Origin of the sequence: Streptomyces sp. NPDC005281 (assembly GCF_040607495.1) — a bacterium.
Classification (GTDB): Bacteria; Actinomycetota; Actinomycetes; order Streptomycetales; family Streptomycetaceae; genus Streptomyces.
In genome coordinates this window covers 230704-243563 of the sequence record NZ_JBEXGX010000010.1, presented here as the reverse complement: position 1 = coordinate 243563, position 12860 = coordinate 230704, and the positions used below count along the sequence as shown (strand labels likewise).

The 12860-nt window shown below is 69.4% G+C and carries 12 protein-coding genes; 5 read left to right on the top strand and 7 right to left on the bottom strand.

Features of this window, described 5'->3' with window-relative positions; genetic code table 11:
- Window positions 1-8: 8 nt before the first annotated feature.
- From ABZV42_RS16830 to ABZV42_RS16815, 4 genes are all read right to left on the bottom strand, one after another.
- Entirely contained in the window at window positions 9-584 is a 576-nt protein-coding gene (locus tag ABZV42_RS16830; protein ID WP_355976199.1) for a TerD family protein, read from the bottom strand.
- 98 nt (window positions 585-682) lie between these two features.
- A complete protein-coding gene (locus ABZV42_RS16825; RefSeq protein ID WP_355976201.1) occupies window positions 683-1258 on the bottom strand; it encodes a TerD family protein in 576 nt (191 codons plus the stop codon).
- A 114-nt stretch (window positions 1259-1372) separates the two neighbouring features.
- Window positions 1373-1831, bottom strand: a complete 459-nt coding sequence (locus ABZV42_RS16820) for a peroxiredoxin (RefSeq protein ID WP_355976203.1) — start codon at window positions 1829-1831, stop codon at window positions 1373-1375.
- A 341-nt stretch (window positions 1832-2172) separates the two neighbouring features.
- Entirely contained in the window at window positions 2173-2601 is a 429-nt protein-coding gene (locus tag ABZV42_RS16815; RefSeq protein WP_355976205.1) for a DUF3052 domain-containing protein, read from the bottom strand.
- A 465-nt stretch (window positions 2602-3066) separates the two neighbouring features.
- On the opposite strand from ABZV42_RS16815, the gene aceE reads away from it, so the two are divergent.
- Window positions 3067-5814 (top strand): pyruvate dehydrogenase (acetyl-transferring), homodimeric type, encoded by a 2748-nt coding sequence (aceE, locus tag ABZV42_RS16810; RefSeq protein WP_355976207.1) that lies wholly within the window; start codon window positions 3067-3069, stop codon window positions 5812-5814.
- A gap of 76 nt (window positions 5815-5890) precedes the next feature.
- Complete coding sequence (locus ABZV42_RS16805) at window positions 5891-6670, top strand: potassium channel family protein (protein WP_356052364.1); 780 nt, start codon at window positions 5891-5893, stop codon at window positions 6668-6670.
- Between the two features lie 66 nt (window positions 6671-6736).
- Here ABZV42_RS16805 and ABZV42_RS16800 read toward each other — a convergent pair whose 3' ends face one another.
- Both ABZV42_RS16800 and ABZV42_RS16795 read right to left on the bottom strand, forming a co-directional pair.
- Window positions 6737-7039 carry a small hydrophobic protein gene (locus ABZV42_RS16800; RefSeq protein ID WP_355976212.1) on the bottom strand — a complete coding sequence of 101 codons (303 nt, stop codon included), beginning with the start codon at window positions 7037-7039 and terminating at the stop codon, window positions 6737-6739.
- A gap of 109 nt (window positions 7040-7148) precedes the next feature.
- On the bottom strand, window positions 7149-8768 hold the full coding sequence (locus ABZV42_RS16795; protein ID WP_356052362.1) for an MFS transporter: 1620 nt from the start codon (window positions 8766-8768) through the stop codon (window positions 7149-7151).
- Between the two features lie 406 nt (window positions 8769-9174).
- On the opposite strand from ABZV42_RS16795, the gene ABZV42_RS16790 reads away from it, so the two are divergent.
- The 3 genes from ABZV42_RS16790 to ABZV42_RS16780 all read left to right on the top strand — a co-directional run bounded on the left by ABZV42_RS16790 (window position 9175) and on the right by ABZV42_RS16780 (window position 12276).
- Window positions 9175-9831 carry a TetR family transcriptional regulator gene (locus tag ABZV42_RS16790; protein ID WP_355976737.1) on the top strand — a complete coding sequence of 219 codons (657 nt, stop codon included), beginning with the start codon at window positions 9175-9177 and terminating at the stop codon, window positions 9829-9831.
- Window positions 9832-10137: 306 nt separating this feature from the next.
- A complete protein-coding gene (locus ABZV42_RS16785) occupies window positions 10138-11346 on the top strand; it encodes an alpha/beta hydrolase (protein ID WP_356052360.1) in 1209 nt (402 codons plus the stop codon).
- A 66-nt stretch (window positions 11347-11412) separates the two neighbouring features.
- Window positions 11413-12276 (top strand): DUF4429 domain-containing protein, encoded by an 864-nt coding sequence (locus ABZV42_RS16780; protein WP_355976740.1) that lies wholly within the window; start codon window positions 11413-11415, stop codon window positions 12274-12276.
- A 96-nt stretch (window positions 12277-12372) separates the two neighbouring features.
- Here ABZV42_RS16780 and ABZV42_RS16775 read toward each other — a convergent pair whose 3' ends face one another.
- Window positions 12373-12843, bottom strand: coding sequence for a MerR family transcriptional regulator (locus ABZV42_RS16775; RefSeq protein WP_355976220.1), 471 nt, complete (start codon window positions 12841-12843; stop codon window positions 12373-12375).
- Between the last annotated feature and the right edge of the window lie 17 nt (window positions 12844-12860).

Here is a 12860-nt window from a genome sequence, read left to right as displayed (position 1 = left end):
AGGTGGGTCTAGGAAACATTGACCCCGAAGTCGAGTGCGATACCCCGCAGCCCCGACGCGTACCCCTGACCGACCGCCCTGAACTTCCACTCGCTGTTGTAGCGGTAGACCTCGCCGAAGATCATCGCCGTTTCGGTGGAGGCGTCCTCGGACAGGTCGTAGCGGGCGAGTTCCTGGCCGTCGGCCTGGTTGACGACACGGATGAACGCGTTGCTGACCTGGCCGAAGGCCTGGCCGCGGTTTTCCGCGTCATGGATGGAGACCGGGAAGACGATCTTGTCGACGACGGCGGGGACCTTGCCGAGGTCGATCAGGATCGACTCGTCGTCGCCCTCGCCCTCACCCGTGAGATTGTCGCCGGTGTGCTCCACGGAGCCGTCCGGGCTCTTGAGCTGGTTGTAGAAGATGAACCACTCGTCCCCGAGCACCCGGCCACCGCTGCACAGCAGGGCGCTGGCGTCGAGGTCGAAGTCGGCTCCGGTGGTGGAGCGCGCGTCCCAGCCGAGCCCGATCAACACGTTTGTGAGATTCGGTGCGGCCTTCGAGAGGGAGACATTGCCCCCCTTGGCGAGCGTGACGCCCATGATGCTGGTCCTCCCCGAGGTTCGATCTTCAATTGGTACGGCCGGTCCGGTGCCGCACCGAGCGGTGCGGCACCGGACCGGGATGCCCGAGGGCAGGCTCAGACGTTGACGCCGAAGTCCTGCGCGATGCCGCGCAGGCCCGAGGCGTAACCCTGGCCGATGGCGCGGAACTTCCACTCGGCGCCGTTGCGGTAGAGCTCGCCGAAGACCATCGCGGTCTCCGTCGAGGCGTCCTCGGAGAGGTCGTAGCGCGCGATCTCCGCCTCGCCGGCCTGGTTCACCACGCGGATGTACGCGTTGCGGACCTGGCCGAAGGACTGCTGGCGGTTCTCGGCGTCGTAGATCGAGACCGGGAACACGATCCGCTGGATGTCGGCCGGAACGGTGGCGAGGTTGACCTTGATCTGCTCGTCGTCGCCCTCACCCTCGCCGGTGGTGTTGTCACCGGTGTGCTCCACCGAGCCGTCCGGGCTCTTCAGGTTGTTGAAGAACACGAAGTTCTGGTCGCTGCTGACCTTGCCGTCCGCGTTCGTGAGGATGGCACTGGCGTCGAGGTCGAAGTCCACGCCGGTGGTGGTACGGGCGTCCCATCCGAGGCCGACGATGACCGCGGTCAGTCCCGGGGCCTCCTTCGACAGCGATACGTTGCCGCCCTTGCTGAGGCTGACTCCCACGAGTCCTCCCAATGGTGTTCAGGGGCCGGGAGCCCCGTAGGTGCGTTGGTATCGGATCAACGGTTCGATCCTAGTGACGGGTTCCCGTGCCTCGCAGGGCTTGGAACCGAAGAATCACAGGGTGTCGAGCGCCTTGACGTACTCGTTCAGGTCACGCGCGTCCGGCAGCGCGTTGACGACGGTCCAGCGGACGACGCCCTCCTTGTCGATGATGAACGTGCCGCGCACGGCGCAGCCCTTGTCCTCGTCGAAGACGCCGTACGCGCGGGAAGTGTTGCCGTGCGGCCAGAAGTCGGAGAGCAGCGGGTACTCCAGGCCCTCCTGCTCGGCGAAGACGCGCAGGGTGTGGATGGAGTCGTTGGAGACCGCGAGGAGCTGGGTGTCGCGGTCGGTGAACTGCGGCAGGTTGTCGCGCAGCGAGCACAGCTCGCCGGTGCACACGCCGGTGAAGGCGAAGGGATAGAAGAGCAGTACGACGTTCTTCTCGCCACGGAAGTCGGACAGCTTCACGGTGGCGCCGTGGTTGTCCTTCAGCTCGAAGTCCGGGGCCTTGGTGCCGACCTCGACGGCCATAGTCACTCGCTTCCCTTCCAAGGGTCTGTTCGGGTGACGACCAGCGTACGCAGTGATCGGCCGCGGGCGGCGGCTCGACCCCCTCCGGGTCGCCCGGGTGCGTGCCCGAGGCCCCCGCCGGGGTGGTCGACGGGCGCGGAAGAGCGCCTCGCCGTGGGGCTCGGGACGGGCGCGGGGGCTGTGCTGTGCCTGGTGGCGCCGGCTGGGTCCGATCTGGTGGGTCCCCGGTCGGGTCCGGGCAGGGGGAGTCCGGTCGGGCGGGTCGGGACATGCGTGAGGCCCCCGCCGAGGTGGCTCGGCGGGGGCCTCACGGATGCTCTGCTTGCAGACGGGGCTGCAGCTCAGCGCTTCGACTTGGGGGTGGCCAGGCGGGTGCCGGACCATTCCTTGCCGACGGAGATGCTCTTCGTCTGGGAGAGGCCGGCGGTCTGTGCGGCATCACTGATGTCGCTGGGCTCGACGTAGCCGTCCCTGCCGGTCTTCGGGGTCAGCAGCCAAATCATGCCGCCGTCCTCGAGGAAACCGATGACGTCCACCAGTGCGTCCGTGAGATCGCCGTCCTCGTCCCGGAACCACAACAGCACCACATCGGCGACGTCGTCGTAGTCCTCGTCGACCAGATCCTGGCCGATCAGCGATTCGATGCCTTCACGGAGCTCGTGGTCAACGTCGTCGTCGAAGCCGATCTCCTGGACCACCTGTCCGGGCTCGAACCCCAGCCTGGCGGCCGGGTTGGTCCGCTCCTCCGCGTGGTCCGCGGTCGCGCTCACGGCTTGCCTCCTGATCATGTTTCGGAATTGGGGTCTCCCTCTGCTCGTCCAGAGCGGGGGGATGTCAGCCACGCGCGTACGCGAAGCGTTGGCCGTAGTCCACACGGGCGGAGCGGATCGCGCAAGTACCCGGCCGTCGAGACCGCCGAAACGGTGACGATCCTGGCAGTGCCGACGCAACTCCCGGCGGGCCATCATGACGCCACGTGACGGGCACCACACACTTCTGCCCCATTTATCCACTTCGGAACCCTTGGGGCGTGCGAAAGCCGAACGACCTTGCGGAACGCGTCACGCCCTGAGCGTATCGTTACGTTTTGGTCGAGACCGTCCCGGCGGTCCACTCGGGTGCCTCCGTCACCCCACATTAGAGATGACGTACACGTTCGCGGGGTACACGATGGGGATCGGTGCAGACGCAGGGCAAACCCACCGAAGACAGCCCTCCGACAGCGAAGGAACAGCGTGGCTTCCGGATCCGATCGCAACCCGATCATCATTGGCGGCCTTCCCAGCCAGGTCCCGGACTTCGATCCTGAGGAGACTCAGGAGTGGCTCGACTCCCTCGACGCCGCCGTCGACGAGCGCGGCCGCGAGCGGGCCCGCTATCTGATGCTGCGGCTGATCGAGCGGGCGCGCGAGAAGCGTGTGGCCGTGCCCGAGATGCGCAGCACGGACTACGTCAACACGATCGCGACCAGGGACGAGCCGTTCTTCCCCGGCAACGAGGAGATCGAGCGCAGGGTCCTCAACGCGACCCGCTGGAACGCCGCCGTGATGGTCTCCAGGGCACAGCGCCCCGGCATCGGCGTTGGCGGCCACATCGCGACCTTCGCCTCTTCGGCTTCGCTCTACGACGTCGGCTTCAACCACTTCTTCCGCGGCAAGGACGAGGGCGACGGCGGCGACCAGATCTTCTTCCAGGGGCACGCCTCGCCGGGCATCTACGCCCGCGCGTTCCTCCTCGACCGGCTCTCCGAGCAGCAGCTCGACGCGTTCCGCCAGGAGAAGTCGAAGGCGCCCTACGGCCTGTCCTCGTACCCGCACCCGCGGCTCATGCCGGACTTCTGGGAGTTCCCGACCGTCTCGATGGGCCTCGGCCCGCTCGGCGCGATCTTCCAGGCGCGGATGAACCGCTACATGGAGGCGCGCGGTATCGCGGACACCTCCAAGTCCCACGTATGGGCGTTCCTCGGCGACGGTGAGATGGACGAGCCCGAGTCGCTCGGCCAGCTGTCGATCGCCGCGCGCGAGGGCCTGGACAACCTGACCTTCGTCGTGAACTGCAACCTCCAGCGCCTCGACGGTCCGGTGCGCGGCAACGGCAAGATCATCCAGGAGCTGGAGTCGCAGTTCCGGGGCGCCGGCTGGAACGTCATCAAGCTGGTCTGGGACCGCACCTGGGACCCGCTGCTCGCGCAGGACCGGGACGGGGTGCTGGTCAACCGGCTGAACACCACGCCGGACGGCCAGTTCCAGACGTACGCCACGGAGACGGGTGCGTACATCCGCGACCACTTCTTCGGGGACGACCATCGGCTGCGCGCGATGATCGAGGGCATGACCGACGACCAGATCCTGCACCTCGGGCGCGGCGGCCACGACCACAAGAAGATCTTCGCGGCGTTCTCGGCGGCCAAGGCGCACGCGGGCCAGCCGACGGTGATCCTGGCGCAGACGGTCAAGGGCTGGACGCTCGGCCCCAACTTCGAGGGCCGCAACGCCACGCACCAGATGAAGAAGCTGACGGCTCCCGACCTCAAGGGCTTCCGCGACCGGCTGCACCTGCCGATCTCCGACCGGGAGCTGGAGGACGGCGCGCCGCCGTACTACCACCCGGGCCGCGACTCGGAGGAGATCCAGTACATGCACGACCGTCGCAAGGGGCTCGGCGGGTACGTCCCGACGCGTGTCGTGCGGTCGAAGCCACTGGCCCTGCCCGAGGACAAGACGTACGCGAGTGTGAAGAAGGGTTCGGGTCAGCAGTCCATCGCCACGACCATGGCGTTCGTACGGCTGCTCAAGGACCTCATGCGGGACAAGGAGATCGGCAAGCGGTTCGTACTGATCGCACCCGACGAGTACCGCACGTTCGGCATGGACTCGTTCTTCCCGAGCGCGAAGATCTACAACCCGCTCGGCCAGCAGTACGAGTCGGTGGACCGCGAACTGCTGCTCGCCTACAAGGAGTCACCGACCGGCCAGATGCTGCACGACGGCATCTCGGAGGCGGGGTGCACGGCCTCGCTGATCGCCGCAGGTTCGGCCTACGCCACCCACGGCGAGCCTCTCATCCCGGTCTACGTCTTCTACTCGATGTTCGGTTTCCAGCGAACGGGTGACCAGTTCTGGCAGATGGCCGACCAGCTGGCGCGCGGCTTCGTCCTGGGCGCGACCGCCGGGCGGACGACGCTGACCGGTGAGGGCCTCCAGCACGCGGACGGCCATTCGCAGCTGCTCGCCTCCACGAACCCGGGCTGTGTCGCCTACGACCCGGCGTTCGGCTTCGAGATCGCGCACATCGTCCAGGACGGGCTGCGCCGCATGTACGGCTCGTCCGAGGAGCACCCGCACGGCGAGGACGTCTTCTACTACCTCACCCTCTACAACGAGCCGCTCCGGCACCCGGCCGAGCCGGAGAACGTGGACGCCGAGGGCATCCTGAAGGGCCTCTACCGCTTCAGCGAGGGCACCTCGGGCAGCATCCCCGCGCAGATCATGGCCTCCGGTATCGGCGTCACGTGGGCGCTGGAGGCGCAGCGGATCCTCGCCGAGGAGTGGAACGTCAGGGCCGACGTCTGGTCGGCGACCTCCTGGAACGAGCTGCGGCGCGAGGCCGTCGACGTGGAGCGGCACAACCTGCTGCACCCCGAGGAGGAGCAGCGTGTCCCGTACGTGACGCGGAAGCTGTCCTCCGCCCGGGGCCCGTTCGTGGCCGTGTCCGACTGGATGCGGTCGGTGCCCGACCAGATCGCCCGGTGGGTGCCCGGCACGTACCAGTCCCTCGGCGCGGACGGCTTCGGCTTCGCGGACACGCGCGGCGCGGCCCGGCGTTTCTTCCACATCGACGCGCAGTCGATCGTGGTCGCCGTACTGACCGAGCTGGCCCGTGAGGGCAAGGTGGACCGGTCGGTGCTGAAGCAGGCGGTCGACCGCTATCAGCTGCTCGACGTGCGGGCGGCGGACCCGGGCGCGGCGGGCGGCGACGCGTAGCCGCGGACGGTACGGACGAGGGGCGGCGGGCTGTGGGCCCGCCGCCCCTCGTCCGTTTTCTTTCTACGATGCGGGCATGAGCGAAGAATCGGCGCAGGCCCGTTGGGAGCTGCGTACGCAGCGGCCCCTGCTCGTCCTCGCGGTGGCGTTCGCCCTCGGGTACGCCGTGCCGATCGTGGACGGCGACGCCGGCCGTCCGGTGACGCTGACCTGCACGCTGGTGGAGTGGGTCGTGTGGGGGGCGTTCGCCACGGACTATCTGGTCCGGCTCGCCCTCGCCCGGGAGCGGCGGTCCTTCGTTCGCGACCACTGGCCGGACCTGTGCGCCGTGATCCTGCCGGTCCTCCAGCCGCTGCGGCTGCTGCGGCTCGTCGCCACGCTGCTGCTGGTGGGGCGGCGCGCCCGGATGGCCTCGCAGATCCGGCTGACGACGTACGTCGGGGGCGCGGTCGTCGGTCTGCTGATGTTCGGTTCGCTCGCCGTGCTGTCGGTGGAGCGGGACTCGCCGAACGGGAACATCAAGACGCTGGGTGACGCGGTGTGGTGGTCGTTCACGACGATGACGACCGTGGGGTACGGCGACCACGCCCCGACGACGGGGATGGGCCGCGTCCTCGCGGTCGGCCTGATGCTCTCCGGGATCGCCCTGCTCGGTGTGGTCACCGCCAACATCGCCGCCTGGTTCATCTCGCGGTTCGAGAAGGACGACGTCGAGGAGTGGCGCCGGACCGCGGCGATCGAGGCACTCACGGCGGAGGTGCGAGCCCTGCGGGCCGATGTCGCCGCCCTCGCGTGCGGCCCGGGAATCCTGCCGCATCCGCTGTCGGCGGGCTCGGAGGAACACTCCCCCACCTGACGGCCGTGGGCCCGTGCGCCGCTCGGAGCGGAGCACGGGCCCACGGTGTCGGCCTCATGGCCCGTGTCAGAACAGGCCGTTGCCCGCGCCGCCGCCCAGCCAGATGATCGCCAGGAGTGTGTCGATCGCTCCCAGTACCAGGGCTATCAGCGCCGGCACCGGTCCCGATCCGGTCCAGCGGCGGCCCATCGCGAGCCATCCGCAGACCATCGCGGCCGGTCCGAGGACGATGCCCAGCGTGAAGAAGCCGGCCACCGCGCACACGGTGCCGATAATGCCCAGAGTCGCGCTGTCCGGCCCGGTCCGTGCACCTGTACGGCCACGTGACCGGGGGTACCTGCGCGTTCCGTTTCCGAAGCCCGCCATCATCAACTCCTGAACTCCCGTGACCTCGCGGTCGGTTCGGGTCGTTGACCGGGTACCCCCGTTTCACGCCCGCAGACCCGCCAGGTCGCGGGCGGGTCTGCGGGCGAGTCCGTCAGATGTGACCGACGCCCGCGCCGGCCTCCGCGTTCTCGCCCCGCTTGGTGAGCAGCGCGACGAAGACGGCCACGACCGCGACACCCGAGGCGACGAGACAGGCGAGGCTCATCCCGGCGATGAAGGTCTCGTGGGCGACACCGGTGATCTGCGCGGCGATCGCGGCCGGGGTCTCCTTGGTGACCGGCGCGGCACCGACCCGGACAGCCTCGGAGGCCTGGGCGAGCTGGGCCGGAGTGAGCGGCGGCAGCTTCGCGGCGGCCCAGTTGCCCGGGAGGTCGCTGTCGACCTTGGAAGCCATCACGGCACCGAGGACGGCCGTGCCGAGGCTGCCGCCGATCTGCATGGCGGCCTGCTGGAGACCGCCGGCGACACCGGAGAGCTCCATCGGGGCGTTGCCGACGATGACCTCGGTGGCGCCGACCATGACCGGCGCGAGGCCGAAGCCGAGGAGGGCGAACCAGATCGACATCAGGCCGCTGGAGGTGTCGGCCTTCAGCGTCGACATGCCGTACATGGCGATCGCGGTGGCCGCCATGCCGCTGGCGAGCGGGATGCGCGGGCCGAGCTTGGTGATGGCCAGACCCGCGAGCGGGGAGCCGACGATCATCATTCCGGTGAGCGGGAGCAGATGGAGACCCGCGTCGACCGGGCTCATGCCGTGCACGTTCTGGAGGTAGAACGTCACGAAGAACAGGCCGCCCATGAAGGCGATGGCCATGAGCACCATCAGCACCACACCCGCCGAGAGCGGGACGGAGCGGAAGAGGCCGGGCGGGATCAGCGGTTCCCTCACCCGGGTCTCCCAGAAGGAGAACAGAGCGAAGCCCAGGACCGACAGGCCGAGGAAGAGCCAGGTCATGCCGTCGCCCCAGCCCCAGGCCGGGGCCTTGATCAGGGCCCACACCAGGCAGAACATCGCTCCGGACAGCAGCACGATGCCGAGGAGGTCGAAGGAGCGCGGGGCGTTCTCGGCGCGGTGGTCCAGGAGGATCAGCAGGCCCAGCGTGAGGGCTATCAGACCGACCGGCACGTTGATGAAGAACACCGACTGCCAGCTGACGTGCTGGACGAGCAGACCACCGAGGATCGGGCCGCCCGCGGTGGATGCGCCGATGACCATGCCCCAGATGCCGATCGCCATGTTCAGCTTCTCGGCCGGGAAGGTCGCGCGGAGCAGGCCGAGCGCCGCCGGCATGAGCAGCGCGCCGAAGAGTCCCTGGAAGACACGGAAGGTGACCACCAGGGCGATGCTGTGCGACAGGCCGATCGCGCCGGACGCGGCGGCGAAGCCGGTCACGCCGATCAGGAAGGTCTGCCGGTGGCCGAAGCGGTCGCCGAGCTTGCCCGCGGTGATGAGGGAGACCGCGAGGGCGAGGAAGTAGGCGTTGGTGATCCACTGGACGTCGGCGAAGGTCGCGCCGAGGTCCTTGGCGATGGCCGGGTTGGCGATGGCCACGATGGTGCCGTCCAGGGCCACCATCATGACCCCGACGGCCACGGTGATGAGGGTGAACCACGGATGGCCGCGCAGGCCCTTGGACGGGGCCTGGTCCAAGGCGGAGACCGGAGTCTCGTCCTCCGGGTCCGTCTTGTCGATGGTGGTCTGACTAGTCATTTTTCGAGGCTAGTGACAGCCGCTGACAATTGACAAACCGATTCACAAGTCGGTAACTGTCACGTCGCTCACAGCTAGGCTGAACTGGGTGAACAGTTCGGTTGGGAGAGATCGCGACACCATGACGGAGACGGCGAACGGGGCAGACACGGCCGGAACGGCGGAATCGGCGTCCGGGACGGCGTCGACGGCGGCAGGCACGGCATCTGCGGCGACCGGAACGCCCGCACTCGCGGAGCGGGCGGCCGGGACACCCGCGCCCACGGACCCGGTGGCCGGAACACCCGCGCCTACGAACCCGGCGACCGGGACGCCCGTACCTGCGGACCCGGTGACCGGAACACCCGCGCTCGCGGAGCCCGTGGCCGGAACGCCCGTACCCGCGGACCCGGCGGCCGGGACGCCCGTGCCCGCGGAGCCCGTGGCGCCGCGCCCCGGGCTGCGGGAGCGCAAGAAGCAGCGCACCCGGGACGCGCTGCTACGGGCCGCCCTCGAACTGTTCACCTCGCAGGGCTACGAGCGGACCACCGTCGACGAGATCGCCGAGACGGTCGACGTCTCGCAGCGCACCTTCTTCCGTTACTTCGCCGGCAAGGAGGACGCCGCCCTGTTCCTCCAGCGGCTCGCCGAGTCGCATTTCATCGCCGCGGTGCGCGAACGACCGGCCCACGAGGCCCCGTTGGAGGCGCTGCGCCGCGCGGTCCTGGAGAGCTGGGACACCATCGGCGAGGCGATCGAGGAGGTGGTGCCGATCGAACTGCACATGCGGACCTATCAGTTGATCGAGTCGACTCCCGCACTGCTCGCCGTGCATCTGCGCCGCTCGGAGGAGATCGAGGAGGAGATCGCACGGCTCATCGCCGAACGCGAGGGCCTCGACGTGGACACGGACCCGCGCCCGCGCATCGCGGTGGCCGTGTTCGGCGGGGTGATGCGGGTCACGGGCCGGCTGTGGGGTGCGGGCGAGGACACCAGCGTCGAGGCGATCCGCGAGCTGACCGCGACCTATCTCGACCACGTGGGGCCCGCGTTGGCGGAGAAGTGGGGCACCTTGCCGCGATGACGGCCGATGGCGGCCCGGTGACGACCAAGAGCGGCCGACGGCGGCCCGGTGACGACCAAGAGCGGCCGGTGGCGGCCGACGGCTCCGAGGCGGCGCCCGCGCGAGCTGTTCCGCGACCGGCCCCGGGGAATCGCAACACCCCCATACGGAGCGTCACATATCGCACACATCTGACGGAACAGTCCGTACACAGTGTCACTATTTAACTCAAACTGAACCCGGTTTGCCCCAATCGCCCCATCAGAAACGTGATCCCAGTCACTCGTTTAACGGGAGGCTGCCCACTTCTCCTAGGGTGTCCTCTCAGTGACTTCCTTCGACTCCACCCCCCAACTCAACGTCTGGCGCGCACTGCTCGCGCTGGCCGTGGTTTTCGTGATGCTGGCCACCAGTGGCTGGACCGCGCTCCACAGCCACCGGGCAGCCTCCGCGCTCCAGACGTCCCGCTCCGCGTGGGAGCACGGCAGCGTCGCCGGACACAAGCTGCCCGACCCGGACTCCGATCCCGGTCTGCTGGCCCAGTTCTTCACCACCCTCGACGCGCAGCAGCGTTCGCGGCTCGCCCACCGTTATCCGCTCGCGGTCGGCAACATGAACGGGGCGCCGGTGACCCTGCGCTACACGGCGAACCGTCTCGCGCTGAAGCACGAGCGCACGGTCGAGCGCGAGCGCATGCACGACAACCGGCTCTCCTCGGTCGGCCAGTACGACGCGGGCCGCCGGATGCACCGCTACGAGGCGCTGCTGCACAAGGGCCGCAAGATCCTCGCCTTCGACCCCAACAGCTCGGGCCGGGTCGCCGAGGTCTTCGGCGACCTCGACACCGCCCGTCGTGTCTCGGTCGTGGTCCCCGGTGTCGACACCGACCTGCTCACCTTCCAGAAGACGTACAAGCAGTACTCGGCGCCCGTCGGCATGGCGGGTTCGCTGTACAAGGCGGAGCGCTCGGCGGACCCCGGCACGCGTACGGCCGTGATCGCGTGGGCCGACTACACGGCGCCCAGCGGGCTCGGCATCGACTCGGCCACCGCCATGCGGGCCGAGGAGGGCGCTGTGCGCCTGAACGCGCTGCTGCGGGCGCTGCCGGGCGGCTCGGAGGTGGCGCTGTACTGCCACAGCTACGGCTCGGTCCTGTGCGGGGTGGCCGCCTCCTCACTGCCCTCCCGGGTCTCCGACATAGCCGTGGCGGGCAGCCCCGGCATGCGGGCGGCGAAGGCGGCGAACCTGCACACGACCGCCAGGGTCTGGGCGATGCGCGACGCGGACGACTGGATCCAGGACGTGCCGCACCTGGAGGTCGGGGGCCTCGGGCACGGCGCGGATCCGGTGTCCAAGGGGTTCGGGGCACGCCTGCTGTCCGCCGAGGGGGCGAAGGGTCACGCCGGCTACTTCGAGCCGGGCACGGAGAGTCTCCGCAACTTCGCGGAGATCGGGATCGGCGCGTACCGCGCTGTCAGCTGCGCGCACGATGATGACGCCTGCCGGACGGGTTTGTCCGCCGGTGCGTCGGCCTGACGCGCGTAGAGGACGAAAAACTGCGGTCCGCCCAGAGAGGCGACGGAGGCTTGCGTGCCGCATACGATGGCCCGCATGGGTGACGTACTGGCCGGATTTCATGCCGCCTGGGAGTTCGAGTCCGACTCCGTGCTCATCCGCTTCGAACGGGGGATCCGCACACCGAAGCTCTTTCAGGCGCTCGGTGAACGCCGTATCCCCCTGAAGGCGATCGCGGCAGTGACGCTGACGCCGGGGAAGCGAGGCACGGTCGTTCTGCGTGTGGTGCCGAGGCCCGGCGCCGATCCGCTGATGGAAGCGGCCGCGGGACAGCTCAAGGACGGGTGCGACCCGTACCGGCTGGTGCTGCCGGCCGACCGCGAGACGCTCGCGGAGTACTACGCGGACGAGCTGCGCGGGCAGCTCACCACGGACGACGAGCCCGCCGAGCGCTTTCTCGTGAAGCCGCCCGAGGGTCCGCTGACCTTCAAGGCCTACGACGGGAAGGCGTCCTTCGACGGCGGGACCGTGTCCTTCCGGTGGTTCTGGACGGGCGCGTCCTCGGCGAAGTGGAAGGCCGGCGACCAGACCTTCCCCGTCTCCGCGCTGTGCGGGGTCGAGTGGCGCTCCCCCGAGGTGTTCGAGGGCCATCTGCGGCTGCTGCGGCGGGCGCCCGCGCAGGCGCATCCCGCGCAGGCGGACCAGGACCCGGCGGCGGTCGTCTTCGGGCTCGGGTACGGGCCCGTCCACGAGTCGCTGCCGTTCGCGGCGGCCGTGCTCGCCGCCACCCGCTCCGCGAGTCCCGCGCCCGCGGTCTCGGCCCCCGCGCCGCACCGCGACCCGGCCGACATCGCCGAACGGATCCGGCATCTCGGGGAACTGCACGAGGCCGGGCTGGTCACGGACGAGGAGTTCTCGGTCAAGAAGGCGGAACTGCTCGCCCAGCTGTAGCGGGCCGGCACTCCCCCGGTGCCGGCCGGGCCCGGGTACGGGACGGGGACGGGCCATACCTGGGTACGGGCCGGGGACGGGCCGGTCCCTCCGCCGTCAGGACCGCTCGGAGGCGAGGGCGCGGCTCGCGTCGCCGTAGAAGCCGATCTTCCGGTCCAGCACGGCCAGGGTGTCCTGGAGCTCCGCGATCCGGGCCCGGACGTCCCGGCGGGTCGCCTCCAGGAGTTCGTAGCGGTCCATGTACGTGTGGTCGCCCGCGCGCACCATCTCCGCGTAGCGGACCATGTCGGCGACCGGCATCCCGGTGAGCCGGAGTTTGCCGACGAGGCCCAGCCAGTCCAGGTCGCGGTTGCTGTAGCGGCGCTGACCGGTGTGCGAGCGGTCGATGTGCGGCATGAGCCCGATGCGCTCGTACCAGCGCAGCGTGTGCGCGCTGAGGCCGGTGAAGGCGACGACTTCGCTGATCGTGTAGTTGTCCCGGCCGTCCGGACGTCGCGACTCCCGCTCGGGAGGCGCGACGCAGGTGTCGGTCCCGGTGGCCTCGGCTGTGGTCTCCATCACCGTCATGCCCCCACGCTAAAACC